We start from the raw sequence: 26,368 nt of genomic DNA, 5'->3' as shown, positions 1-26,368 counted from the left end.
ACTGGTAAAGAAATGTTAACAAATGGACAAGTTATTCATAAACATGGATAATTTCTATAAAGTCAGTAATATCAAGGGTTCGCAAAATTATTTTTCTAAATTTCTATAGTTAAAAACTTATTAATTAATCGATTTCGTAAAATTTCATTTCATATATTTTAAGATTATGGTTTATAGTTCTTTGTTTCTCGTTTATAGTTAATTCGTATTTTATTCATTTACGTTTTTTTTCAATTGTGGTATTCAAATTATTTGTTTTCTGTCCATTTAATTTCCCAATTTTTGATTAACTCTCTTTCTTTTGTTTCATCAAATGGTGTGTTATTAACTACTGATTTTTTTAAAGCTTCTAAAAACATTTTCCATCTTGGCCAGTAAAAACCTTTGTACATTCCCTGCCATGATCTCGAAGCATAATCATTTAAATGACCTTCTCCGCCCCAAAGTGTAATTAATGTTTTGGCATTTTTTATATATAATTTAGAAACTTCAGGCGTGCTTCCGTATTCTGCAGCTGATTTAACCCAATAATTAAGGCTGTTTAATGGTTGTCCAGACATTAATTTATCAATATCCAAAGCTTGTTTTTCTATCTTTTTAAATAATTGATCGCCTTTTGCAATGTCTTTCTGCTGATATGCTTTTATACATTCGATTAAATCTTCATCAATACACAATGAATAATAATGTCTCGAAGCATCGATTAAATCGTATTGAATAAAATTCTTTTTATCGTATTTCTTGGCTTCTGTTTTTAAAATATCCAAAGCTTCTTTTAATTTATTCTTATCGCCAGGATTTCCTTTAAACTCTGTAATTGTAGCGGTTGGTCTTTTAAATAACAAATACGCTCCAGCCCTATCATTCCACCAGCGGGTTTCCCAATATTTGGTGCTGTAAACTGATTCTAATAATAATTCCCAAGCCTTAAAAACAGAAGCAGATGTTTTTTGCTCATATCTCGCATTCAGATAATTTGTCAGCCAGTCTTTTATAGATTGTTCGCCCTGATTCCACGGAAGATCATAAATAAATTCATAAACAATCGAATTGTTATTTAAACCTTCTGGCATGACACCGTACCCAACAACATTTCCTGTATGCGGATTTTTAAGCAGGTTTGTCAATTCGTTTTTGTAAAAATTCAAATCACCATATACAGGATTCGATCCTCCGTAATTATGTACATATCCGTAAGTCCATTGTTTGCCATAAAATGCTTCCTGATTATCCCAAACTTTATATCGGTCGTTGGCATAATCCTGCACCATTAATCGGTCATTTGGCACTTTGCTTAAAAAGGCGCTTGTCGCTTCTTTTGTCCAGAAATTTTTGTTGTCTCCAAAAAGCCAGCCCTGCATGACCCAAACCGCGCCCGGAGCGGCTTCTTCAATTGTTTCATAAATAGCACTTCCGTAATTGGCAAGTTCTTCGTATTTATTATGTTCAGAAACCGGCGGTTCAATTTCGTTGAAAGAATCGGCTAAATAGAAATTAGACTTTCCATACATTTTGGTGTAGATTTCGATAAAGCGTTTTCCAATTTTTTTAAACAAAGGATCTTTTGAGTCTAATAAAAAGGTACTTTCAAAACCGCCGCCAGACCAGGAATTTAATTCGGTAATTTTAGCTTCCGGATGTTTTTCGGCGAAAGCCTTTGGAACATAACCGCTAAAAGCCGGCACAACAGGATGCATGTCTAAAGCTCGCATTCTTTCTAATATTTTCTTTTGAAGTTCTTCTTTTTTGCTGAACCATTCCTGTGGCAACGGACCTTCGAGGCTGTTGATATTTCCCATACGCTGCCAAGGCAAAAATGCCGGACCCGCAAAATGTGCTTCTAACTGATTATTGGTTAATCCGTATTCTTTCCATAATTCCTGCCACACGGCTTCCTGACCTTCCATTGCGGTTGGCAGATTGATTCCGTGCAATGCCATCCAATCGATTTCCTGTTCCCAGCGTTTCCAATCCCACCACGGAGTTGTGTAGCCAAACGTGCAGGCGTTTAGATATTCTCTATATTTAAATGGTGTATCACCTTTTTTAGAATATTTCGGCCATGACTTAGGCAAATTAACTCTGTTTCCTTCCCAGCTGGCTAAAACAGCTCCAATATCTCTCAGAAAATTGTAAGCAGCGTAACAGATTGTTGTATTATTTGATGCTTTAATTTTGACAAGGTTGTTTGTAGTTTCAATTTCAAACCATTCTCTATTTTCATTTTTATTTTCAACAATACTCAATTCAAATTCATTGACACGACTGCCAATTAATCTTTCTATTACAGCTTTTGCATTTTTTGTTTTTTCATTATTATTATTTTGTCCGTTTGCAGAACAAAAAAACAGAAGTGCAAAAAATGGAAGAACCATTTTTAAGCTGCTTCTGTTTTTAAATTTAAGAGTTATTCTTTTCATATAATACAAATTAATAAATTATCACATTTTACCTCGAAACAAAAGCAAGGGAGATTAAATTTGTACTTAACCTCCCTCTCTAATAAAAACAAACAAAAAATTTCTAACTAATTAATAACCTTTGATTTTATCTTCTGCATCAATTTCAACCAATACTCCAGTTCAACTTTATATAATGACCATTTTTTACAAAACCATTGAATTTTTATTGATTGAATATTTGAGTTTTGAATCGAAAATAAAATTAGAAACAACTTTATTATCATAGATGGACGAATTAATCAGAAGGATAGACAGATTATGCATTTCTAATAATTTCTATTCTTAAAACGTATTTTTTTCTATGCAGCACCAGTTTTGCCATAAAAATTAACAACGAACTCCCGAAATAAATACAGGAGTAATAATTGTTTTTTTAATAAATCAACATAGGAACTAAAAAAAATTACGGCAGAATTTCCACTTGAAATTCTGCCGTAAAAAAGTGAAGACAATATTACAAACTGTTTTTAAGAGACAGCTTAAATAATTAATTCAAAAATGTTATTTATTAATTGCATTATTCAGCAAAAATTAAAACAGTACTTTTTGAGCTGTCTTGTTTCCATTTTCCAAAAGTGTTTTAACAATTAATACTTGAGAACCTGATTGTATATTGCTAATCTGTAAATCAAATGTTTTAACATTGGCGTTATTGTAAATAAGTCTTCCAGATATATCATAAACAGAAACCTGTTGTAATGCAGACTTATATGATTTTAATGTAATAACTTTATTTTTTGAAGTAATGGTTACGCTTTGAGAATTACTGGCAAATTCATCTCTGCCTAAAGTTCCGCCTGACATGTAACGAATAACAAAACGATCTAAGAAAGTACCTTTTTCGGTAGAAAATGTATAAGGGCTTTTACTCAAATTATGCATTATACCCCTTTTTTTATCCTCCAGATAAATATCCAGATTAGATAAAATACCGTCTGCGTGATCAATTGAAATGTCTAAATCTCCCTCGATTTCTGTACTATATCCTAACGGAACGGTATCTGTTGCAAGAAATGGAAGAGCGCGTCCCTGAATAGCTAATTTATTGTCTTCATTAATACTGTAAAAATCCGCATATTTATTAGCTCCCATAGAAATAGCATCATAATTATGATCGTAATTATTAGTTGCTCCTTCTACATACGCGATTAAAAGCTGTTTAAAAAGACCTTCATTATTCGTCAAATTAAGCCACACACGGTGTCTTTCGATTTCAGATAAATAGTCTTTTTTTAAATTAAGGTAAGGATGATTTTGAACTAGAGGTAACGGATTCTTCACAGCAATACGAGAACTGGCATCAACAGAATTTGAAAATGAAACCGGAATGAAGAGCAAAAATACAAATGGCGTGTAATGTTTTTTCATAACTTATATTTTAAAATTTAGTAGAAGGTTTTAAAAACATCGATAATTATATTTCTATAATATCATTAATTAAAAAGCTTAAATTGTTACTATATGAGTATGCTGAATTTTCATTCTACTATTTTATACCATAATCATTTGGTGTAAAATAGAATTATACATAACGAACTTTAATAACTGCAGAATAAGATTTAACCAGGTTCGTTATAATAATTTATTGAATAAGAAAAAATCAACATACGTGATATGTAAAGTTTTTTCATAACATGGCAAAATTTGAAAAAGAGTTAAAAACCCGTCTTAAAAACATAAGACGGGCGGTCCAGACAGGCATAATCCCCAATTTATGGAACTGCTGGAATCTCAATAATACCTAACTAAAAATTGATTAATTAAATAGACCCAATAAAAGGCAATATTAGGTAGTTTTCTTATATATTAATTACACTTTTACTTATAAAAAATAACTAATAGTAATAATTAAATATTACTTTGAAGATTAGATATAATAAGGGTTCGCAGATTTTTTGTGCATTATTTCTAATACTTTTAAGAGTAAAAAAATCATCATTTGTTATAATACGTTTTATAACCATTACAACTAAGAAATTTACTCTTATTTAATTCGTAATTATACCTCTCATAATAAAGTGTTTGTACTATTATAAATAAACTTAAATTTGTAAAACACTTTTTTGATTTATAAAAAGCTGTATCTAGAATTCTATAAAATCTTATAATAATTAACTGCTGATTTTTGTATTAGCAAATAAAAACGAATGGAACTTAAATTCAGCCACATTGATATTTTAGTAAAAGATCTTGACGAAGCTTGTGCTTATTATTCAAAAATATTTAATGCCAAAATTTCAAAAAAATTTGATTGGAAAAGAGACGGACTTCATGTTACATATGCCGTTGTAAAAATGGGTCTTGAGCGTTTTATGCTTGTACAGCCTTTTTCAGGAAATCTTAAAAATTTAATGGATTCTAAAGGCGAAGGAACTATTTACAGACATTGTTATTCGGTTTTAGATATTGAAGCCGCTTTTGATGAATTAACTGCAAATGGTTTACAGCCTGAAGATGAAAATGGAAATCCTTTATCAAAAGAAAGTTTAAACTCGCCAAGCGGCGTTAAAATTATATGGCTGCCAAAACGATTTGGTGAATTTTCAATTGAAATATTGGAAGAAAAAAGCCTTAAACAATTTATGGCTGAAGCTTTTTTAAAATCTTAATTCTGGTTGAAAATGGAATATCCACACTTTGCTGCCCAAATAATTAACCTTAAAAACAAAGATTTAGAATTTAGGGAAAAACTTATTGCTGATAAAAAACTTGGTGAAGGATATAATACTGAAATGGAAAAAATGCACAACCAAAATGCAGCATTTTTAAATGAAATAATCGAAAAAATAGGATATCCCACAATTGATAAAGTAGGCAGTGAAGCCGCAGAAGCTGCATGGTTAATAATTCAGCATTCTATAAGCCAGCCGGAGTTTATGAAAAAATGCCTGAAATTATTAGAAACTGCTGTCAGCGAAAATAAAGCTGCAGAAATAAATTTAGCATACCTTTCTGATCGAATTGCGGTTTTTGAAAACAAACCACAGCTTTACGGCACCCAATTTGACTGGGATGAAAACGGATTCTTAAGTCCGAATGTTTATGATAATTTAGATAAAGTAAACCAAAGAAGAAAACGAATTGGCTTAAACACAATTGAAGAGCAGACAGAAATCATGAGAAAACGTGCCCAAAATGAAAATCAATTACCTCCTAAAGATTTTGAAAAACGAAAATTAGAAGTTGAGGAATGGAAAAAAAGAGCAGGCTGGTTAATTTAAATTCACAAAATATATAAATAGAGAAAACCGCCCACAAAAAATGAGACGGTTTTCAAAAAAAATAAACTAACTAATCAAGGCTTTAGTTCTGTAAACTTTGAATCTAATTCAAAAGCTTTCTTCACTTTTTCAGCAATAATTTCACTTGCAACCGTAAACGACGCTTTTTGTTTAATATCTAATGAAGAGGCTCCAACAAGAACATTATATTTTCCGGCTTCTGCAATCCAGGCGCTTTTACTTTCAATAAAAGAAGCCAAATCTTTTGGAGATAATGTAAAAGTTAAGGTTTGGCTTTCTCCCGGTTTTAATTCTTTTGTTTTACCAAAAGCTTTTAATTCTTCTTTTGGTTTGTCGATAGATTTAGACGGAGCGTTTAAATACAACTGAACAACTTCTTTTCCGGCCGTTTTTCCTGTATTTTTCACCGTAACTGAAACTGTTACTTTATCTTTAAAAGTTGGTGAACTTACTTTGATTCCAGAATATTCAAAAGTGGTGTATGAACTTCCAAAACCAAATTCGTAAGATGGTTTTACATTGAAAGTATTAAAATAACGGTATCCAACATAAATGCCTTCTTCATAAGTTACCTCTTTTGGATTATCTGCAGGAATTCCAGGGAAGTTTTTAGCCGAAGAATTATCAGCATATTTTACAGGAAATGTCATGGTCAATTTTCCAGACGGATTTACTTTTCCAGAAATAACATCGGCTACAGAATGTCCGCCTTCTTGTCCCGGCTGCCAAGCTAGTAAAATAGCATCGACTTTATCTTTCCAAGAAGCCGTTTCGATTACACCGCCGATATTTAAAATCACGACTACTTTTTTATTTTTTGCATGAAAAGTTTTTGAGATTCTGTCCAGCATTTCGATTTCTTCTGTAGCCAAATTAAAATCGTTGTCTACTACTCTATCCCCGCCTTCTCCGGAGTTTCTTCCAAGAGTTACAAAAGCAATTTCAGAACTTGCTGCTTTTTTAGCTAAGAAAGCGTCGTCCATTTTCATTTCAGGAAGTCTTTCAGGCAAAGCCAAAACACCTCTTTTCTTTCTGTTTTCTTTTTCTGCTGCCTGCTCTTTTTCTGCATACGGTGTATATAAATCTGTTAATTCCTTATCTAATTTATAACCCGCAGCGTTTAATCCTTCTAAAAGAGAAACTGTATGCTTATTGTTTACGCTCCCGCTTCCTGTACCGCCTGTAATCCAAGCGTATGACGTAACTCCGAATAACGAAACTTCTTTCTGCTTGTCAGCAAAAGGCAACGCATTTTTTTCGTTTTTAAGTAAAACCATTCCCTCAGTTGCCGCACTTCTCGTTACAGCCGCATTTTGCGTTAAGTTAGGTTTATCGCTGTATTTGTATTTAGCAAAAGTCGGCGTGCGGAAAACGTATTCTAAAATTCTTCTCACATTCGTATTCGCTGCTTCCTGAGATAATTTTCCTGAATTTAAAGCTTCTAATAACGCTTTTTTCTGAGCAGGAATTCCCGGCATCAAAAGATCGTTTCCGGCATTCATTTGTTTTACAACATCCGAAATACCGCCTTTTTGAATCGATTCAAAACCCGGAAAACCTCCAAACCAGTCGGTCATGACAATTCCTTTAAAACCCCATTCGTCTCTTAAAACCTGAGTTAATAAATCTCTTCGATCAGATGTATATTCTCCGTTTAATTTGTTGTAGGAAGACATTACCGTCCAAGGCTGTGATTCTTTAACTGTAATCTCAAAACCTTTAAGATACAATTCTCTAATTGCTCTTTCAGAAACATGTGCGTTGATGGTCAAACGATTCGTTTCTTCATTATTTACTGCGAAATGTTTAATCGAAGTTCCAACACCCTGCGACTGAATTCCGTTTACAATCGCTGCAGCTGTTTTTCCAGAAATCAACGGATCTTCAGAGTAATATTCGAAGTTTCTTCCGTTTAATGGATTTCTCTGAATATTTAATGCTGGTGCTAATAAAACGTCAACTCCATATTCTTTGACTTCATTTCCAATTGCTTTTCCAACTTCTTCCAAAAGTGCTTTATTCCAAGTTGAAGCCAAAGCCGTTCCAACAGGGAAAGCCGTTGCATAATACGTTTTAGAGTCGTTTTCTCTTGTTGGCGCTATTCTTAAACCTGCCGGGCCATCGGCTACAACCGTTGCAGGAATTCCGAAACGTTCAAAAGAAGCCGTTCCTCCTGCTGCTCCCGGAACAAGACCTTGTTTAGAATCTCCAACTGGCCCAGTTAAAACTTCGATTCCGGGCATTCCCGTTCCGATTAGTAATTCTACTTTTTCGGCATTGGTCATTTCCTTAATGATTGCTTCAATCCTCTGATTAACAGGCAGACGTGTATCTTCCCACAAATCTAATTTTCCATTTTTATTGAAATCGGTAAACGTAAATCCGTTAATCGTAATTACAGGATCTTTTTCATTTTTTGGTAACGTATTAAAAGACAGACTTGAAAGTACAAGCGCTGTTAAAAGCGTTACCTTTACTGTTTTTGTAATTCTATGTTTCATAATATAGATGGTTTTAAAGTCTTTTAGTTTAGAAATCGTTCCCGTTTTACTATTTACTTCACACATCATGAATAATGTAAGCTAGTTTTATGCTTTATAAATTTTCATTGCTTCATAATGAAGCAATATTAAATACTATTTTTCATATCAACAAATAATTGATGTTATAATTTGTAATTTAGCATTATAAGCGAGCTAAAAATTCCATAAAAGCAACAAATAAGAATATTGAACTGAATTGTCAATTCAAACTAAAAACAAACTACCTCGTTTGCGTAAAGTCTTGTAATTATTGAAAAAAAAGAAGACTTTAAAAAATTGATGTATTGAAACTGAATAAAGTGCAGAAAAAAAATTATCAACTTTTAGATTTTTTCATGACGATCAAAAAGTATCAGAAAAAACTCATGTAATTTGACTCATACCTTTTAAAAAGTTTAAATTTGAAGCTAATTGTACCCTTATGGAATTTAAAAAACTACTAGAAATACGTTCAGCAGAGTCTTGGGAAAGATTTATTCCAACACTTTCTATTGACTGTGTTATTTTCAGTTTTCACGAAAATGAACTTCAGGTTTTGATTTTAAAAATGAAAGACCGAGAAGAATGGGGACTTCCTGGAGGTTATGTAGAAAAGTTAGAAAATGTTGACGATGCGGCAGTTAGGATTTTAAAAGACAGAACGGGAACAGAGAATATTTACCTGCAGCAATTTTATACTTTCGGAAATTTAAACCGTTCTGAATTTGCTTTTAAGGATTATGATGACAGTATGTGGCACAAGCAGCGTTTTGTATCTATTGGTTATTACGCTCTTGCAGAACATTCGCAGGTGAAATTAAATATTGACGAGTTTTCAAGCGTTGTAAAATGGCATTCGATAGAAAATCTTCCAGCTTTTATGATGGATCACCGAACTATTTTTGATAAAGCTCTTATGACCCTTCGTGAACAATTAAACAATCATCCGATTGGTTATAATCTTCTTCCTGAAAAATTTACAATGCCTGAGCTTCAAAAATTATATGAAGGTATTTTGGGTAAAAAATTAAATAGAGGAAATTTCTATAGAAAGATCCTTCGTTTTGATATCCTGACCAAACTGGACGAATCAAGAAAAGGAGGTGCGCATAAAGCACCAGATTTGTACAGCTTTGATTTGGAAAAATACAATGCTGCACTTAAGGGAGGCTTACAGGGAAATTGGTAATTCTCTGCTATAAAAGATAAATACGGCTTCTTATTCAGAATACCGTATCTATCAAACTAAATCAAAATTAATCTTTATATACTGCTTTTTACTTCACCACAGGTAAGCATATTTTTTGGATAATAAGGGTTTTTGATTTCCTTGCTGTCACTTGTCCAGACAGCACCTGTCATTGGACAAACCTGCAAATATAAAGGTGTATCAGCAGGCTTGAATTTCACTGCCTGATCCCAGTATTTTTCAGAAAGGGTTTCAAAAATTTTACGTTGTTTATTAATGTTTTTAGTGGCTGTAAGCTGAGAAGCCAACTCCATAATTTCTCTTCTTGATGTTGTTGCTTCATTCATTTTTTCAAGAGTCAGTTTTTTAAACTTGAAATTTTTTAAGGCGTTTTTCAATGCTTCAGCATTTTTAACTACAGCAAGACTATCAGAAATTAAAAAACTATTTTTTAGAGCCAGATAGTTTTTTGTGATTTCCTTTTTTTCTGTTTCACGTTTTGCAACCTGTTCCGGAAGCACTTCTTCTTTTGAAGTCAACTGGGCATTTGCGAATGCGCTTAAGAAAATCAACGTTATGATGAATATTTTTTTCATGATGTAGGTTTGTCTAATTTGTTGATGATTTTATCTATTTCTAATAAAATACTTTCGTAATGATCTTTGTTAAATCCGGTTGCAGCATTCATCGATTTGGTTACTTCTGTTTTTAATTTTAAAAGATGCTGTCTGCCGTATAATCTCACGTCGCTTCGTTGTGCTGCATTTAAAGCTTTTCCTGGTTCTACTTCTTTAGGTAATAATAACATTCCTAATTTTTCAATATAACCGCGTTGTAAACTGCGTCTGTAAAAATCTTGTTTTTCGTTTCCGCTGAATTTTACCCAGACTGTCTGCTGTAAATCGTTTAGAAATTCAGGAACTGTATAAGCACCTTCTGACTGCATTGTTTTTAGACTGATGTTGTAAAGCATTCCAGAACTTAAAAGCATATTTAAAACCTGATTCTGCTGATCTGAAATCTGCTCTGCCGTTTTTAGCGGAATAAGCTGCTCAATTTCCTGCGGATACATCCAAAGCGGTGCTTCAAACAATTGTCTTCCTACATATCCTATTGCTGCTTTTACTTTAGCTTTTGGAATTGGCTGGTAAACAACACCTTTTTCATCAACTGTTCTTTTAGTAATGTAATTGTTGCCAATATTTTTTAATACATGATACAAGTATCTTGAATATTGCCCAACTACCGCTTTATGCATATCTGATAAATTATCGTAAGCGTCGTTTGGCTGATACGTCCACTGAATTAGATTTGGCACTACTCTTTTCAAATTTTTAATACCATAATCACTCGCTAGAACAGAATCGTCTCCAAGATCTTCTGACTGACTGCGCGGATCTTCGTCTTTACCTTCGCCTCCAAACCATAATTTAGGGTTTGCAGTCAGGCTGTCTGTTGTTAATTTTGCAAGGATTGTTTCTTCTTCGAACTCATCTTTAGCGTTTGGATAATAATTGTAACCCCATTTTACAGCCCATTTATCGTACATTCCAATTCGTGGATAAATGCCCTGCGGACTGATATTGTCTTCTGGCTGTGCTACGTAATTAAAACGGGCATAATCCATAATAGAAACCGTATGACCGTTTTCTTCTACCCATTTTTTATCTCGAAGTTTTTCTACCGGAGTTGCGTAGCTCGCTCCCATATTGTGACGAAGACCAATTGTGTGTCCGATTTCATGCGAAGAAACAAAACGGATTAACTGCCCCATTAAGTCATCATCTAAATGCATTTTTCTGGCTCTTGGATCTAAAGGTCCTGCCTGAATCATGTACCATCTTTGTACTAATTTCATCACATTATGATACCAGCCTACATGACTTTCTATAATTTCACCACTTCTTGGATCGCTGATTCTTGGTCCGTAAGCGTTTGGTGTTTCAGAAGCAAGATATCTAACTACAGAATATCGTGCATCTTCTAAACTCATTGTTTTATCGTCTTCCGGCCATTCTTTACCAATTATTGCATTTTTAAAACCTGCTGCTTCAAAAGCTTTCTGCCAATCGTTGATTCCCGCAATTAAATACGGTCTCCATTTTTTTGGCGTTGCCGGATCAATGTAATAGACGATTTGTTTTTTTGGTTCAACCAATTCGCCTTTTAAATATTTTTTGATGTCTTTGTCTTTCGGCTCTAAACGATAACGCTGTACTATAAATTTTTTCTGTGCTCTTTGCTCGTCATCATCAAACAGTACATATTTATTAGCAAAATACCCTACTCTCTCATCAAATAGACGTTTACGCATCGGCGTTTTTGGAAGCAGTACAATTGATGTATTTAAACGCAATGTAGTACTCCCGCTGCTCAAAGTAGAACTTGTATAAGTCTTTGTCGTTTTTACTTCAATATTAATTGGATAGGAATCAATGTTTTCAATAAACGATTTATCATCGGCAAGAGACGTTAGTTTTTTCTCTGTTTTCTCTTTACTTTCAATAGCAAACATTGCATTGTCTTTCTTAAAAACATCCGTTACATCAATAACTACATTTTTTGTATCAGGATTGGTTGTTTTGATTGGAAATGCCGCTACAATTGGGTTTTCATTACTATTTGCCAACGCTTTTGCCAGCATAGAATCAGATGAACGAACATCTTGTCTATATTGTAATGATCTTAAATAAATGGTGTTGTTTGCCCCTTTTTCAAAATAAATAGTCTGCTCATTTGCTTTTTCACCGCCAAAAATCCCTATTCCTTCAGGAGTAGAAAGATATCGGGTTACAACCAGCATGTATCGATTAAACAAGCTGTCCGGAATTTGAAAATAATACTTAGTATCAACCTGACTTACAGTAAAAAGACCTGTTTTGTTTTTGGCTTTGTCTGTAATAACCTTATTGTAAGGCTGCATGCCTTTTGGCTGTGTACTGGTACTATCTGCCTTTTTTTCGGGAGTTTGAGCAAAACCATGCTGCTGCACGGCAGTCAGCATGATTAGTAAAATAAATAATTTCTTCATTGGAATTAAAACGGAACTTTTTCGTCTGTATTTAATGTTAATTTTGGATTTTTTTGCAGAACAGACAACGGAAATGGAATAATATATAATCTTGAACCCGGCTGCAGCGTATACGTTTTCTGCGGAACGGTTTTGTTTACAATTGGAAATACTCTTGTTATAGTTTTAGCATATTCTGTTTCTGTATTTAATCTTTTAAGATCAAAAAAACGGTTAAAACCAAATAAAAGTTCTTTTCTGCGTTCGCTTACAACAAGTTCCATTGTTTCTTTTCTGGTTGCCGGAACAGTTAGATTTACAGTGCCAGATAAAATTCGTTTTGCTCTTAAAGTATTTAAAACGTCTACAGCTTCATTCAATTTATTTTCTCTCGCATAACATTCGGCCAGCATTAAATAAACTTCTGTAGTTTTCATTCCAACGGTTGGGTAGAAAAATCTTGTATATTGTGTTCCCCAATATGCTGTATTCGAACCTTGATCTAAATTGCTTGTACTTGTGGTATTAAAGAACAAATTAAAACGTGCATCATTAGTTCCGAATAAAGTTCTTAATTCCGGGCTGATAACATAAAGCTGTCCTAAATTCATTTCTGTATATCCCAACATATACATATAACTTAGTACTTCTACATTATTTGCCGCAGGAACTGCTACTGCTGTTGGTCCGCCCTGAGCATTGTAAGCCACCATATCAAATATTTGATTATTGTAACTTAGAGATTTTTCTGCCGCTGCCTGAGCATTGGCAATTTCACGTTTAAACAAGTGTACTTTGGCTTTAAATGCATAAGCAAATGCCAGCGAAGGATGATAAACATCTAAGGGTTTTTCCTGAAGATACGGCAGTGCTTCTTCTATATCTTTTTGGATAAAATCATAAACCTGCGCTACTGTTGATTTTGAAGGCTGTGATTCTAAATCAAATTTGTCCATAATACAGATTCCGCCATCTGTTGCAGACGTCTGCGGATCGTATCCTTTTGCATACGTATTTATTAATAAAAAATGATCGTAAGCTCTGTAAATTTTTGCTTCGGCTTTTGCCAATTGCTTGATATTATCGTCTCCTTTACTATCATCAACTAATGTAATAATGGTATTCCATCTGTTAATGTAAGTGTAAGCCTGATTGTAGAAACTCGAACCTCCCAATAAAGAAACACGGTCTACAGTTTCATCAAAAGTAAAATTGAGGATATCAATGTTTGGCGTTCTTCCAATAACATTGGATTCTCTCATCCATTGATCGTCTGATAAATACTGGAAATTGTTAATTGGATAACCTCTGTTAGGAAGCGAAACCATTTCATAAAATTGTGACGCTGTTTCAACAACCAAAGATCCTTTTGGAGTAACGTCGGTATAATCTTCGCAAGATGATGCGGTAAACATCAAAGCCGACAGCAGTGTTATATATATCTGTTTCATTTTTTTTAAAGTGTAAGATTAAAGCCTAATAAATAAGTTGTAGGCGATGGTAAATTACGCGTACCAATGTTTGCTGAATATACTTCAGGGTCAATACGATTTCCTGCAGCGCTCCAATACCAAATATTATTTACCTGAAAAGTTAATTTTGCCGATGATAATTTAATTTTATTAGCCAAGCTTTTTGATAAATTATAAGCTAACGAGGCATTTCTTAATTTAATGAAATCGCCGTCTACAACATTTGCCGTTGAATTTCTCCATTGACTGCTGATTGTTCCTGCATAATTTCTAACACTTTCGTCAAAATCTACAAATAAACGGGTATTGTCATTTCTGTTTGAATCTGTGTAACGATCTGCAATTCCATTAAGTGTTACAGCATCTATGCTCATGTCCATCGTTTCTTTACGCATTACATTTCCTCCAGAAAAAACAAACAAGAAATTCAGGTCGAATTGTTTGTATGAAAAGCGTTGTGAAACTGAACCAGTGTAAGTTGGCGTTAGACTTCCCATGTTTACAAGGGCATCCGGATTTGTAATGGTTTTAATTGAAGTTCCTATCGGGTTTCCATTATTGTCAAAAGTAATTGACGGATTTCCGTTTTCATCTAAAACATAAGGATATCCGTTTACAGTTCCTCCATATTGGTAAGCATATAAACTATTATAATTCTCATCAATCTTAAAATAATCTATTGGAGAACTTACGTAAACCGATGCCGAAGACTGAGCTCTTGTAACTTTTTCTACAGTTGTCTTATTGAATGCTAAAATTAAATTAGAAGCAATTTTAAAATTACCATTATTATACCATTCAGAACCAAAGTTGAATTCTATACCTTTATTTTGCAAAGCTCCGGCATTAATTCTTCTGGTTGTTGCACCAACTGTTGGATCTAAATCTGTTGTAGCCAATAAGTCACTGCTGTATTTTCTGTAAACATCGATGGTTCCGTTTAATTTATTTCCGAATAAACTAAAATCTACACCAAGATTGGTTCCTTGTGTTTTCTCCCATCTCAGCATTGGATTTGGCTGTCCGGTAATATTAATGTATTGCAGCGACTGGTATAAATTGTCATTTTTTCTGGTAGCTGTTACATACGGAGTTGTACTTTGATCTACGTTTCCGTTAACCCCAATAGTGGCTCTCAGTTTAAGTGTATTAACCCATTTTATATCTTTCATGAATTCTTCACTGCTGATATTCCATCCTAAACCTGCAGACCATAATGGACGGTTTTTATATTTAGGATCGACCCCAAACAAATCGGCTCTGTCTATTCTGTAGCTTCCTGTAACATTATATTTAGATAAAAAAGTATAACCTAAAGTGCTGAATACAGAGAAATAACGATGTAAAACTTCTGTTTGTGTTCTTGACGGCGCACCCAATGTTCTATTGTTTCCATAAATATAACTTGGAGCTCCTGTCTGGCTTAAAGCAAGGGTATTAAGCGTTGCCGAAGTAAGTGTAACCGGATCATAACCATAACGAATTTGTTCTATAGTTCTAGGAACAAAAGTTTCGCGCATTTCCATACCTGCAAGTGCATTTATAGAATGTTTTCCGTCTGCAAAATCCTGATTGTAATCTAACTGGTTTCTAAAAGAATAATTACTTGCCTGGCTGTTCCATTGTTTGTAACGTCCTCCAGCAGAAAAACCGTCTACATACGTATAAGCATTTGTTGTTGGGTTATATCCCGTTAAGGCATTAATTGCCATACGCATTCTATAAGAGTCAACACTGTAATATTGCTCATTATCGTTTTTCCTTACTTCATACTGAAATTGTGTATTAAAACTTAAGCCTCTCCATATTTTAGCACGAATATTGGCAAATGTTCTCAAACTTAATGAGCTTTGCTTTATAATACCATTGTTAAGCTCGTCTAAAATATTAAAACCAGTTGATTTAAAACCACTTAAACCAGCTATTTTCTCTGCAACAGCGGGATTAATAATAGCACCGGAAGTAAAGCCGTCGCCAATACCAACGAATGAAGACAATACACGATTTCCGTTATCATCTGTAATACGTTCGTATCTTTTTTGAATATCGTATTTACTGAAATCATTATCTGTAACATCATCATTGCTGTATGTTCCGTTTATTCCAAATGTAGCGTTTAACCAGTTGTTTACCTGAAAACTGCTTTTTGCATAAAGATTAAAATTACGACTCTGATTATTTACAATACGATTTTGAGATTGGTCATAATTAAGCGAAACATATGTATTTTGTTTGCTGGTACTTCCCGAAAAGGCAACGTTATAACGTTGTCTAAATTCTTTCTGCCATACATTATCACGGTAATCTTTTATATAGTCATTCTTTCTCCATTGACCAATAGTATTATTGTAATCTGCACTGCTGATTTTACCTTCTTCCAAGTTTCTGTTAAGCTGATAAAGCGGACTGTAATATTTCATACTGCTGTTTCCAATATCGCCATAACTGTTAAACATTGTCGCTGTATCGGCATATCTGCCTCTTTCTCTATTATAAACCGCTTGTTCAAGATCGATTATGTCGCCTGTAGATGCATAATTCATATCTCTCAAATCTGGTTTGTCAGCAATAAAAAAATCAGAGTTTAGTGTTACCTTCAATCTTCCATTTCCTTTTTTAGTCGTTAAGACAATGATACCATTAGCCGCGCGCGAACCATAAATAGAAGCCGCAGCAGCATCTTTTAAAACATTGACGCTTTCAATATCATACGGATTAATTTCGTCTAAAGTCAATTCTGTTGGAAGCCCGTCAATTACTATAAGCGGACTATACCCAACTGTAGACGTAGAAAAAGTTCCCATACCACGCAAAATTGGAGTATCTGCAGAAGCTCCGGTTGGATTTTTCTGATACATCAAACCTGAAACACGTCCTTCAAGTGCGGTCATTAAATTACTGTTGATATTTTCGTTCAGGGTTTTTTCATCAACTTTTGCAATAGAACCTGTAAAATGCTCTCTGGCAATAGTTTGGTAACCTGTAATTACAACTTCTTTCATTGTAGAAATTTTATCTTCTACAACAAGGGTTAAATCTGTACGGCCGCTGATTCCAAAAGATTTTTTCTCAATAGTTAATCCAGAACATTCAAGAATGGCATTTGGAGAAACTTTATCAAGAGCAAAACCTCCGTCAAAATCAGTAATACTTGTTCTGTTTGTTCCGGCAACAGTAACCGTTACTCCCGGAAAAGGTTCATTTTTGTTATTTAATACTTTTCCGCGAATATCGATTAGGTCGTTTCCCCGATCTTCGGTTTTTGGAGCCGTTACCACTATCGTTTGGTTGGTAAGGGTAAACTTTACATTTTGATTTCTAAAAACCTGATTTAAAGCTTCATTCAAAGATGAATTCTTTACATTAATACTTACAGGTTTAGCATCTTTAAGCAGTTTTTGAGTGTAAAAAACTTCGTAATTTGCCTGTCTTCCAATTTCTTTTAAAACTTTTTCAAGAGGTGCGTCTTTAAAATTAATTGTGATATTTTGTGCCTGGCTTGAAAAACTACAAAGCATTAGCAGCATACTAAAAAGCCATAATTGGTTCTGAAAATTACATTTCGGAATTTTTTTCGTGAGTTTTTTGTAAGGTTTTTTTGGTTGTAAATTTAATTTCATACATTTACATTGGTTATAGTTAAACAATAGGTGGACAAACTTATATTGGCTATAAACTCTATTAACAACCAGAAGCATCGCAACTGCCTCTGGTTTTTTAATTTATAGTCTCAACATAAATGGGATAAATCTAAAATCAGGGATATACAATAATCGTTTTTCCTTCTACTTTAAATTTGATATTACTAAGCTCAAGTACTTTTAATACTTCAGATAAATTTTTATTTCTAAACGTACCTCCGTTAAATCTTACATCAGAAACATCGCCGCGATATTCTACTTTAATTCCGTACCAGCGTTCTAATTGTTTCATAACCGATTTTAAATCGGCATTGTCAAATTTAAATCGGCCGTTTTTCCATGCAATTGCTGCTTCTGTATCAACATCTTTAACCGTTATTTTAGTCGTATTGTCAGAAACATTAGATTGCTGCCCAGGTTTTAAAATCGTTTTTTGATTTTTAGAACTAACCGCAACACTTCCTTCTAACAAAGTTGTTTTTACAATCGATTCATTATCATAAGCATGAACATTAAAATGAGTTCCTAAAACTTCAATAGACTGTTTATCAGATTTTACGATAAAAGGTTTCGATTTGTCTTTGGCAACTTCAAAATAAGCTTCTCCTTCTAACTCAACAATTCTTTGATTTCCATTAAACTGAGTTGGATATTTAATAGATGAAACTGCATTTAGATATACCTTTGTTCCGTCTGCCAAAACAATATTATATTGTCCGCCGGTAGGTGTAGAAAGTGTATTAAACGAATTATCATCAGCTTTTGAGTCGGCCGCATTTGGATTTATTACATACGTAATTACTCCTTTGGCATCCATTTTAATGGTAACTTCATCCTGATCTCCTTCCTGAGCGATTGTATCTTTTGCCGATAAATCAGATAAAATAATCTGCTTACCGTTAGAAAGCGTCAAAATACCACGATTTCCTCCGGGAGCGATTTCAAGCGGTTTTGCTGCAACCTGAATGTTTTGCTCTTTTTCTGATTTAGAAAAATAAAATATTCCCGTTCCTAACAATAAAACTATCGATGCTGCGACTGCAACACGAGGCCAGATACTGATAACTTTTGGTTCCTGATATAACGGCAGTTTTGATTTCAGTTTTTGATAACTTTCTTCAAGCTCATATTCATTAAGCTGTAAATTGCTGTTTGAAACTTTATGTAAATACCACGCATCTAATTTATCCTGATCGGCTGGAGATAAAGTGCCTTCCTGATGTTTTCGAAGCAATGCTGAGATTTCTGATTCATTCATAATTATAAAGGAAAATTTTATCCTGTTTTAAGTAAGACAGTTATAAAGTGTTTTTGTCATAGACAAAAACAAAAAAAGTTTAAAAAATATTATTAAATCGTTAGTAAAACAAAAGAAATGATGTTTTCTATTTACTAATGAAGAAGTTACGAGAAGAAAATATTTTAAAAATTAACAAAAAGAATTATAATAATTTACCAGACAAAAACGTGCATCAACGATTTCAGCTTTTCTCTAAGAATTTTGACTGAATTATATACTTGTTGTTTTGCCGTTTTATCGGTAATATTTAACTGATTTGCAATTTCATCATACGAAAGTTCTTCGACTTTTCTTAAAAGGAAAACTTCGCGCATTTTTTCAGGAAGTAAAGCAATTTCTTTAGCAATAATTGCTTCTAATTCTTTTTCTCTAAGATTAGAATCGGCAAAAACATAATCATTTTCAATATAATCTGAAATAGAATCAGCATATCGAGACACCACTTTTTCGTGAGCAATATGATTAAGAATTCTGTTTTTTACTGCTTTGTATAAGTAAGAAGAAAGAGATCCGGTAATAATTAATTCCAGTCGTTTATTCCATATTGCTAAAAATACTTCCTGAACGACATCGTTAGCTTCATCCTGACTGCCAAGCATTTTAAAAGCATGATTGACAAGAATTTTGGAATATCTTTCGAAAATTTCTGTATAGGCCAGCTGATCATCTTCCTTAAGGAGATTTAGTAGAATATGGTCAGCATATTTGCTATAAACAGACATTATTTAAAAAAGGTGAAGATCAAAAACGCAATATTAAACATTTTTCACCTTATAATCCAAAACATAAATCGTCAAACATTGCATTCTTTTCAATAAAATCAAGTTTTAACAAGAATAAATTTAAAACACCTTTCATTTTCTTTTATAAATCGTATTCAAAAGAGAAAAAACAGGATTGTTTCTGCAAACTTATTTGTTAATCTCAAAATTATCTATTTTCCAGCCGTTTTTTTGTTTTAGTAAATAAAAAACAGCGTTGCATTTTTCTGTTTTGTTATCAAAGCTAATAACCCAATTTTCTTTAATTGTGACTTTTTCTCCAAAGGTTCCGCTTCCGCCCAGACTTTTTATATCTGTAATATTAGGATAAGAGAGCAGTATCTTTTCGACCTCTTGTACCATTTTTTCTGTGCAGTGTTCTTTGGCATTTACTATTTTCTGCTGGATTAAAGCATATCGAAAATAATCTACGGTTGCATTTGGACTTAGTTTAGAAACAGATACAGAAGGATTTTCATTACGAATAAATTCGCATAGTATATTTCCATTTTCACTGGTAATATCTACAGAATCGCCGTTATACTTAATTGTGATTACAGATTTGGTATTATTTTCTTTTTTATCGTATTCCGTTTTTTGGGTTATTTGAGTAACCCTGTTTTGAGTATCATAAACATTGGTAATGCTTTCTGTGCGGTTATAATTGTTTCCAACAAAATATTTTTTCTCAAAAAGCAGTACAAAGCATTTAGAATTATAAACTGTTTTTATTTCTTTTCGAACATCATAACTTCCATATTCTGTTCTGATTTCTGTCATTGTATTGTTTAGAAAAGAATATTCGGCATTTTTAGCTTTTTCAAAAGTTGAAATATCTTCTTTTTCTATTTCATTCCAGTCTTTTTTTTCGGAAAAAAAATGGTTTAAATCCGTTTTCTTATAAACAGAACCTTCGATTTTCTCAATAAGTGTTTCTTTATTTTTAAAATCTAAAAATTTATTGGTTTTAAAAACTTCGTATGCATCGGTGGCAAGTTTTTCTTTTTTAGATGGTGAATAAATTGCATCGACAATCATTGTTGCTGGAGTTTCCTGAGCATGGCACAAAATACCCGAAAGCGCCAGCAAAAAAAATAAAGTTTTCTTCATAGTAAATTTTCTAATTTCTATAATTGAGAATATAAAGATGAAATATTTTATTTAAAATTCGTACAAAACCGATATTAAAAATCCGAAGCCGAAATAATAAACAAAATAAAAAAGCCTGAAAAATTAAATTTTTCAGGCTTTTCGCGTAACAAGTAAACGTAGAAATACTTTTTATTTACGAATTTTATCTTTGGTTTCTTTTGTTTTAGAAGCCGTACTATCTTTTTGTAATCCAGAAGATCCGGAGTATGTCGAACCGTCATTCTTACTTTCTCCCGGTCCGCTTCCAGTTCCTGTTTTAGAACCTGTTGTACTGTTGTTTCCTTCAGGCGCATTATTTTGCACACTTCCGGCACCGGCTGTAGAATTATCCATTGTTTGCGTAGTATCGGCCGTCACGTTTGCACTGTCTATTGGCGTTTTACTGGTTTCGATTTCATCGCTGTATCCATCCTGATTATTTTTGCACGAACCTAATAATCCTGCAATAATCAGGACAAACATCATTTTTGATTTAAATACCGTTCTCATAATTATAACTTTTGCTTGTACTTTTCAAAAGTAGAACCTTATAAACTTTATTTGTTTCACAATTACAGACTATTATTACAAAATTCGTAATACATTAAAAAACAGAACCATACAAATAAAAATGAATTCAGATTTTTTATATGGGAATTATATAAAACTTCTCCATTTTAAATATAAGAATCTGGTAATCAATATATTTAAATTTACTTCCTGAAAAATTGAATATGATAATGTCAATTATCAGAATTACTTACTTACTCATATCAAGCTATACTTAACAAAACTTATAATCATATAGTCATGGAAAATTTAAAAACAAAACACGGCAAAAGTTACAGCAGTATTTGCGGTACAAGAATTTATTCAGGCGATAATGACGAACTTATCTGTATTAAAACATACAAGGGAGACTGGGGAGACTGGGACGAAAAACCTGAACACAGCAATTTTGACTGTACTGAAAATCAAAATGATGTTTCAGAAAACAATACAAATGAAGAGCATCTTTTTTGATTTTAAAATCAAAACGACAAGCTTACATAAAAGAATCCCTCAAAACAAAATAAATGTTTTGAGGGATTTTTTTTTATCAAAAATATTGGTCTTTTACCAGCTGTATTTCAAAATTAATCTTGCATTAAAAGGTGTTCCTGCTGTAAAGTGAATTTCTTCTACAGGATCAGTTTCATTTGCCAGTCTTGATTCTGTAAGGAATTGTGTTTCTTTCCATTTTGTATTAAAAATATTGTCGATATTCACTCCTATTGAAACTTTTTTAATTTGATAGCTTACAGAGAAATCAGTTATACAATATCCTTTTGCTACTACCGAATTATCTTCGTTCGCTGGACGATCACCTAAAAATCTTGTTCTTAAACTTCCTGAAAATCCTTTTAAATCTTTTACTGAAAATCCGTTCATTACAGTATGAATCGGCGCCAATGGCAGATAATCATTTCCTTTGGGTTCATCAATTGATCTTGCGTGTGTATAGGTATAATCTGTATTCCAGAATAACCAATTGGTTAATTGATATCTAAAACCAAAATCAAAACCTTTTCTTTCTGTTTTTCCGCTTGGCTCTACAACAGCTTCGTCTCCTACATATACAAATTCCTGCGCCAGATATAAATACCAAACGGCAGAGTTTATAATCATTCTTGGAAAAGGTTTCCAGTTAATTCCTAAATCTGCACCATACGTTTCTGGAAGTATTTTTTCTCCTTTTTGTGCCACAACAACGCGTGTATCATTGCTGTGAAATCCTTTTCCTAGTTTTAAAAAATATTGTAGTTGAGAATTCTGAGTGTATAAAAAGTTAAGTTTTGGACTTACAATGGCTTTGGTCTGTGTTTGGTTTGTATAACTTGAAGCCAGCTGATCTTCATATCCAAACTTAAAATAATCCAGACGTATTCCTGAGTTTATAAGCCATTTTCCTGATGTAAAATCAAAACTGGTATACGTAAACAGATTGGTTTGATTTACAGTTCCTAAACTTAAATAATCTAGTACTGTTTTTCGGTTTACGGTATGCGAAAGTTCAACATCTTTATTATTATCATTTCGTAAACCAGCGCCTAACTTAAACAGCCATTTGTCACTGATTTTGTTGTCGTATTCAGACTGAAAACCTACAATGGTTCTGTTTTCTTTTTGTTTAATCTGATCGCCGTTTACTGGATCGTTTAAGAAAAAAGTAAAATTTGAATAAAGTTCAAAATCGTATTTGCTTAAATAAGCCGTGTTTTTGATTTTGGCATTTTCATCTATAACAGCATCATACTGCAAATTGAAATTAGTTCTTCCTGTATTTCCTCCCTCATTTGGATCAATGGCTCCATAATGAGAAATAGTACCATCATTTACAGCACGATCCGGAATTTGTCCGCTGGCATCCCATTGGCTTTTAAAATGCGAAACAGATAATGCCAGTCTGTCTCCGTTATTCATTTTAGCCGAATATTTTCCAAATAAATTAATTCGGTTAAAATTTTGAGGTGCATCAAAATAACCATCGGTCATCATATATTCGCCCGCAAAATAAGCTGACTGATTTTCTTTGTTGAGTAAATTAAATAAAGCTACGGTGCGAAAAGTATCAAACTGTCCGCCTTCAAAAGAAAGAGAACTGTTTTGCAATGCATTTTTGGTATTAAAGCCCACATATCCGGCTGTTGTAAAATCGCCTTTATCTGCAAAGTATGAGCCTTTGTCAAAATCTATATTATCAACCGTTTCCGGAATTACAAAATGCAGATCGGCATAACCCTGCCCGTGTGCATGCGAAACCATATTTACCGGCATCCCGTCTACCGTAACATTAATATCTGTTCCGTGATCACAGTCAAAACCTCTCAGGAAAATTTGTTCTGCTTTTCCTCCGCCTGCGTGCTGACCAATAAAAAGTCCTGGAACTTTTCGCAGTAAATCCTGTGAATTCGATATTGGCTGAATTTCAAGATCTATTTTAGAAATTGTATTTAAGTATTTAAGATTATTAGAAATCGTAACTTCTTCCAGCAAAAATGGTTTTTCTTCTAATTGAACAGAAAGAAAGTTTTCTGATGAAATTTTAAGTTTTTGTGTAGTAAATCCTCGTTTAGAAATTTCAACACTATCATTTTCTTTTGTTTGTTCTAAAGTAAATTTTCCCTGAATATCAGTATGCGCATGTGTTTTTGAAACTAAATTCCGAATTAAAACATCTGACAACGGTTTTCTGTCTGCATTATTAATAATCCCGCTGACTGATTGTGCTTTTGCTGTAAAAGAAAAGATAAAAATGAACAGTAAAAATGATAATCTCATAAAAAAATATAATAAAAGTGCGAAATAAGAAAATATAAAATCAACTTACAACTTAATTCATGTTTTAACGTAAATAGATGCAGTTGCTTTTATCTCAATATCATATTTTTTATTTTTGCATTGTTTAGATGGGACTTTATATTTATAACTGAGCAAGTATAAAATCATCTAAGTATTAAATTAATTTCTACGTAGAATAAATGAATGTACAGGATTTAGCTGGTAATTTTTCCATTTCCGGAAGTAATCAGGACGAAAGTAATCAAATAACTTATAAGGGAGTTTTGAGTTTATCTTTAGACCAAAATAACCGAATTAAGGCCAAATGGGTTATCAACAACTCGCAAATACAAAAGGGATACGGCTTTTTTAAAGATAATATTCTGGTTATCAATTTTAATTATAAAGGCGACGATAATAAAATCTATAAAGGTGTTGCGGTTTACAGATGTATTACCAAAGATGTTTTAGACGGTTTTTGGTCTGAGAAGCATGGCAATCCGCTTTATTTAGGAACTGAACATTGTTTACGAATGGAAACAACGGAAAAACTAAATTAACAGCACGATTTCACAAAGGCTTTACAATTGATTAGAAATGGCGCTGAATAAAAAATTATCATAGAAAACAACATAAAATCATTCCATAAATAAGTTAAACTAAAACTTTAAATTCAGGATCTTTTAAGTAACAAAATAAGGAATTTAAATAATGAAATGATTTTATTTTCTATTCTTCATCCACTTCTCTACGGGTTCAAGAACAATATTTACGATAGTAACTAAAAATGTACAAATTAAAGCTTCGACAAAATATCCCGAAGCCGCAATACAGCCAATTGCCGCACTGCACCAAATTGTGGCGGCAGAATTTAGTCCGTGCACATTTGGACCTTCTCTAAAAATAACGCCTGCTCCCAGAAAACCCACTCCCATAACAACCTGAGCTGTAATACGAGTTACATCAATATTAGGAGAATCTTCGGCTACTTTTATGGATAACAAAACAAATGCTGCTGCTCCAGTTGCCACAAGCATATTGGTTTTCAAACCTGTTTCTTTATGATGCCATTGTCTTTCAAAACCAATAATTAATCCTGCTAACAAAGCTTCTATAAGTCGTATAAAAAATTCTGCTGTAGTCATTGTTCTTTTAATTATTAAAAAACTTTTTCTTCTTAAATGGTTCTATAACGACATTAAATATAAGAAATCTCAAGCCTCGTTTTTTATATATCTTACAAATATACTTTTCAATACAACCATTTGTTTGTAAATGAAATCGTAAATAAAATTCTTCAGAAATAGTACTAAAGAGAAATACAAAACTCTATAAAACTTTACCTTAATTTATTTTATATAAAGTATAACTTCATATATAATTTTCAATTAAAATACTGTTTTGATTCAGTTATTTACTTTCAGGAAGAAGATTATCTAAATCCGATAATTTATAGAATTTAAGATCGTTCAGTTTCATGTATTTGCATATAAATTCTAAAGTCTCAATGTTAACCTGATAATTTTCTGTAACATTTTTTACAGGTTTATGGCCGCATAAGAGCAGTATTTTATTGTGTTTTTTAGCATAATCGAGCAGTTCTAAAACATATGGAATACTAAAATGAATGTGACTGTTGTCGATATCAAAAGCAAACACAATTTTCGAATTATTAAAATAACTGTCTTGCTTTTCCGGAACTTCACCGCCAAAAGCTCTTCCTCTAATAATTTTAAAATCTTTTGACAAAGCTTTGTCTAATTCATCAGATCTTTCACCATAAGGATAAGCAAATGAAGTAACGTTGAATGATTTCTTTTTCATTGAAACAATCATAGGATCTATTTTCTGTTTCATATAAGCATCGATTCCGTTTTGTTTTACAAATTTTACGGCATTGTAATGATGATAACCATGACCAGCAATTTCATGTCCGTATTTTTGCATTTCAAGCAGTGTTTTTATTTCAGGTGCTCCTATAGAATCTATTCGGCAGACATTAAAAGTCGCTTTCCAGTCATATTTTCTCAAAGCGGCATCGGCTTCAGCCCATTCATCGACATAAGCATCATCAAATGATAAAATTACGCCTGCCTTATAAGGTTTAGATTCTGCTTTTTGATTTTTAGTTTCGCAGGAAAAAAGGGTAAAGAACATTAAAAATAATAATGCCTTTGAAAAAAGTATCTTCATAAAGTATTTGAAATTAAGATAAAAATATCGGATAAATTTCCAGAATATAATTTTTCAAATATAGAAAAAATTTGAAATATTTTACTTACAATATATGATTCAAAAAAAATTGTTTATGAAGATA

At 32.8% G+C, this 26,368-nt stretch carries 19 protein-coding genes; 5 read left to right on the top strand and 14 right to left on the bottom strand.

What is annotated here, in order from left to right:
- Nucleotides 1-248: 248 nt before the first annotated feature.
- Together ABD859_RS21715 and ABD859_RS21710 are read right to left on the bottom strand one after the other, a co-directional pair.
- A complete protein-coding gene (locus ABD859_RS21715; RefSeq protein ID WP_345146823.1) occupies nucleotides 249-2,420 on the bottom strand; it encodes an alpha-N-acetylglucosaminidase in 2,172 nt (723 codons plus the stop codon).
- Between the two features lie 573 nt (nucleotides 2,421-2,993).
- Nucleotides 2,994-3,830, bottom strand: coding sequence for a T9SS sorting signal type C domain-containing protein (locus ABD859_RS21710; protein WP_345146821.1), 837 nt, complete (start codon nucleotides 3,828-3,830; stop codon nucleotides 2,994-2,996).
- A 779-nt stretch (nucleotides 3,831-4,609) separates the two neighbouring features.
- Between ABD859_RS21710 and ABD859_RS21705 the strand changes: the two genes are divergently transcribed.
- Both ABD859_RS21705 and ABD859_RS21700 read left to right on the top strand, forming a co-directional pair.
- Nucleotides 4,610-5,071 carry a VOC family protein gene (locus ABD859_RS21705; protein ID WP_345146819.1) on the top strand — a complete coding sequence of 154 codons (462 nt, stop codon included), beginning with the start codon at nucleotides 4,610-4,612 and terminating at the stop codon, nucleotides 5,069-5,071.
- A gap of 12 nt (nucleotides 5,072-5,083) precedes the next feature.
- The gene (locus tag ABD859_RS21700) at nucleotides 5,084-5,683 is read left to right on the top strand and encodes a DUF6624 domain-containing protein (protein WP_345146818.1); all 600 of its coding nucleotides are present in this window, start codon (nucleotides 5,084-5,086) and stop codon (nucleotides 5,681-5,683) included.
- Nucleotides 5,684-5,757: 74 nt separating this feature from the next.
- Here the strand turns inward: ABD859_RS21700 and ABD859_RS21695 are convergent, their stop codons facing one another.
- The gene (locus ABD859_RS21695) at nucleotides 5,758-8,205 is read right to left on the bottom strand and encodes a glycoside hydrolase family 3 C-terminal domain-containing protein (protein ID WP_345146817.1); all 2,448 of its coding nucleotides are present in this window, start codon (nucleotides 8,203-8,205) and stop codon (nucleotides 5,758-5,760) included.
- A gap of 463 nt (nucleotides 8,206-8,668) precedes the next feature.
- Between ABD859_RS21695 and ABD859_RS21690 the strand changes: the two genes are divergently transcribed.
- Entirely contained in the window at nucleotides 8,669-9,415 is a 747-nt protein-coding gene (locus ABD859_RS21690) for an NUDIX hydrolase (RefSeq protein WP_345146816.1), read from the top strand.
- Between the two features lie 74 nt (nucleotides 9,416-9,489).
- Here the strand turns inward: ABD859_RS21690 and ABD859_RS21685 are convergent, their stop codons facing one another.
- The 8 genes from ABD859_RS21685 to ABD859_RS21650 form a co-directional block, all read right to left on the bottom strand.
- Entirely contained in the window at nucleotides 9,490-10,011 is a 522-nt protein-coding gene (locus tag ABD859_RS21685; RefSeq protein ID WP_345146815.1) for a DUF3347 domain-containing protein, read from the bottom strand.
- Nucleotides 10,008-12,446 (bottom strand): zinc-dependent metalloprotease, encoded by a 2,439-nt coding sequence (locus ABD859_RS21680; protein ID WP_345146814.1) that lies wholly within the window; start codon nucleotides 12,444-12,446, stop codon nucleotides 10,008-10,010. Before ABD859_RS21680 ends, ABD859_RS21685 begins: the two co-directional genes overlap by 4 nt.
- A gap of 5 nt (nucleotides 12,447-12,451) precedes the next feature.
- Nucleotides 12,452-13,876: a RagB/SusD family nutrient uptake outer membrane protein gene (locus ABD859_RS21675; RefSeq protein WP_345146813.1), complete on the bottom strand. Its 1,425-nt coding sequence runs from the start codon at nucleotides 13,874-13,876 to the stop codon at nucleotides 12,452-12,454.
- A gap of 5 nt (nucleotides 13,877-13,881) precedes the next feature.
- Nucleotides 13,882-17,517 carry a SusC/RagA family TonB-linked outer membrane protein gene (locus tag ABD859_RS21670; protein ID WP_345146812.1) on the bottom strand — a complete coding sequence of 1,212 codons (3,636 nt, stop codon included), beginning with the start codon at nucleotides 17,515-17,517 and terminating at the stop codon, nucleotides 13,882-13,884.
- Between the two features lie 136 nt (nucleotides 17,518-17,653).
- Nucleotides 17,654-18,796: a FecR family protein gene (locus ABD859_RS21665; protein WP_345146811.1), complete on the bottom strand. Its 1,143-nt coding sequence runs from the start codon at nucleotides 18,794-18,796 to the stop codon at nucleotides 17,654-17,656.
- A gap of 194 nt (nucleotides 18,797-18,990) precedes the next feature.
- Nucleotides 18,991-19,560, bottom strand: a complete 570-nt coding sequence (locus ABD859_RS21660; RefSeq protein ID WP_345146810.1) for an RNA polymerase sigma factor — start codon at nucleotides 19,558-19,560, stop codon at nucleotides 18,991-18,993.
- 189 nt (nucleotides 19,561-19,749) lie between these two features.
- Nucleotides 19,750-20,709, bottom strand: a complete 960-nt coding sequence (locus tag ABD859_RS21655) for a hypothetical protein (protein WP_345146809.1) — start codon at nucleotides 20,707-20,709, stop codon at nucleotides 19,750-19,752.
- 171 nt (nucleotides 20,710-20,880) lie between these two features.
- Entirely contained in the window at nucleotides 20,881-21,240 is a 360-nt protein-coding gene (locus ABD859_RS21650) for a hypothetical protein (RefSeq protein ID WP_345146808.1), read from the bottom strand.
- Between the two features lie 300 nt (nucleotides 21,241-21,540).
- On the opposite strand from ABD859_RS21650, the gene ABD859_RS21645 reads away from it, so the two are divergent.
- A complete protein-coding gene (locus ABD859_RS21645) occupies nucleotides 21,541-21,753 on the top strand; it encodes a hypothetical protein (protein ID WP_345146806.1) in 213 nt (70 codons plus the stop codon).
- A 93-nt stretch (nucleotides 21,754-21,846) separates the two neighbouring features.
- On the opposite strand, the gene ABD859_RS21640 is transcribed toward ABD859_RS21645, so the two are convergent.
- On the bottom strand, nucleotides 21,847-24,051 hold the full coding sequence (locus tag ABD859_RS21640; RefSeq protein ID WP_345146805.1) for a TonB-dependent receptor: 2,205 nt from the start codon (nucleotides 24,049-24,051) through the stop codon (nucleotides 21,847-21,849).
- Nucleotides 24,052-24,251: 200 nt separating this feature from the next.
- Between ABD859_RS21640 and ABD859_RS21635 the strand changes: the two genes are divergently transcribed.
- Nucleotides 24,252-24,611: a hypothetical protein gene (locus ABD859_RS21635; RefSeq protein WP_345146804.1), complete on the top strand. Its 360-nt coding sequence runs from the start codon at nucleotides 24,252-24,254 to the stop codon at nucleotides 24,609-24,611.
- 162 nt (nucleotides 24,612-24,773) lie between these two features.
- Here the strand turns inward: ABD859_RS21635 and ABD859_RS21630 are convergent, their stop codons facing one another.
- Nucleotides 24,774-25,196, bottom strand: a complete 423-nt coding sequence (locus tag ABD859_RS21630) for an MgtC/SapB family protein (RefSeq protein WP_345146803.1) — start codon at nucleotides 25,194-25,196, stop codon at nucleotides 24,774-24,776.
- A gap of 265 nt (nucleotides 25,197-25,461) precedes the next feature.
- Nucleotides 25,462-26,244, bottom strand: a complete 783-nt coding sequence (locus tag ABD859_RS21625; protein WP_345146802.1) for a polysaccharide deacetylase family protein — start codon at nucleotides 26,242-26,244, stop codon at nucleotides 25,462-25,464.
- Nucleotides 26,245-26,368 lie beyond the last annotated feature (124 nt).

The sequence above is a fragment of the Flavobacterium ginsengiterrae genome (assembly GCF_039539785.1).
Taxonomy (GTDB): Bacteria; Bacteroidota; Bacteroidia; order Flavobacteriales; family Flavobacteriaceae; genus Flavobacterium; species Flavobacterium ginsengiterrae.
Note: the sequence above shows the minus strand (reverse complement) of the source record. Positions and strands in the feature narration are given on the sequence as shown.

Coding starts and splice junctions, on each gene's coding strand:
- ABD859_RS21715 (WP_345146823.1), bottom strand. CDS start 2,420: ATGAAAAGAATAACTCTTAAATTTAAAAACAGAAGCAGCTTAAAAATG.
- ABD859_RS21710 (WP_345146821.1), bottom strand. CDS start 3,830: ATGAAAAAACATTACACGCCATTTGTATTTTTGCTCTTCATTCCGGTT.
- ABD859_RS21705 (WP_345146819.1), top strand. CDS start 4,610: ATGGAACTTAAATTCAGCCACATTGATATTTTAGTAAAAGATCTTGAC.
- ABD859_RS21700 (WP_345146818.1), top strand. CDS start 5,084: ATGGAATATCCACACTTTGCTGCCCAAATAATTAACCTTAAAAACAAA.
- ABD859_RS21695 (WP_345146817.1), bottom strand. CDS start 8,205: ATGAAACATAGAATTACAAAAACAGTAAAGGTAACGCTTTTAACAGCG.
- ABD859_RS21690 (WP_345146816.1), top strand. CDS start 8,669: ATGGAATTTAAAAAACTACTAGAAATACGTTCAGCAGAGTCTTGGGAA.
- ABD859_RS21685 (WP_345146815.1), bottom strand. CDS start 10,011: ATGAAAAAAATATTCATCATAACGTTGATTTTCTTAAGCGCATTCGCA.
- ABD859_RS21680 (WP_345146814.1), bottom strand. CDS start 12,446: ATGAAGAAATTATTTATTTTACTAATCATGCTGACTGCCGTGCAGCAG.
- ABD859_RS21675 (WP_345146813.1), bottom strand. CDS start 13,876: ATGAAACAGATATATATAACACTGCTGTCGGCTTTGATGTTTACCGCA.
- ABD859_RS21670 (WP_345146812.1), bottom strand. CDS start 17,517: ATGAAATTAAATTTACAACCAAAAAAACCTTACAAAAAACTCACGAAA.
- ABD859_RS21665 (WP_345146811.1), bottom strand. CDS start 18,796: ATGAATGAATCAGAAATCTCAGCATTGCTTCGAAAACATCAGGAAGGC.
- ABD859_RS21660 (WP_345146810.1), bottom strand. CDS start 19,560: ATGTCTGTTTATAGCAAATATGCTGACCATATTCTACTAAATCTCCTT.
- ABD859_RS21655 (WP_345146809.1), bottom strand. CDS start 20,709: ATGAAGAAAACTTTATTTTTTTTGCTGGCGCTTTCGGGTATTTTGTGC.
- ABD859_RS21650 (WP_345146808.1), bottom strand. CDS start 21,240: ATGAGAACGGTATTTAAATCAAAAATGATGTTTGTCCTGATTATTGCA.
- ABD859_RS21645 (WP_345146806.1), top strand. CDS start 21,541: ATGGAAAATTTAAAAACAAAACACGGCAAAAGTTACAGCAGTATTTGC.
- ABD859_RS21640 (WP_345146805.1), bottom strand. CDS start 24,051: ATGAGATTATCATTTTTACTGTTCATTTTTATCTTTTCTTTTACAGCA.
- ABD859_RS21635 (WP_345146804.1), top strand. CDS start 24,252: ATGAATGTACAGGATTTAGCTGGTAATTTTTCCATTTCCGGAAGTAAT.
- ABD859_RS21630 (WP_345146803.1), bottom strand. CDS start 25,196: ATGACTACAGCAGAATTTTTTATACGACTTATAGAAGCTTTGTTAGCA.
- ABD859_RS21625 (WP_345146802.1), bottom strand. CDS start 26,244: ATGAAGATACTTTTTTCAAAGGCATTATTATTTTTAATGTTCTTTACC.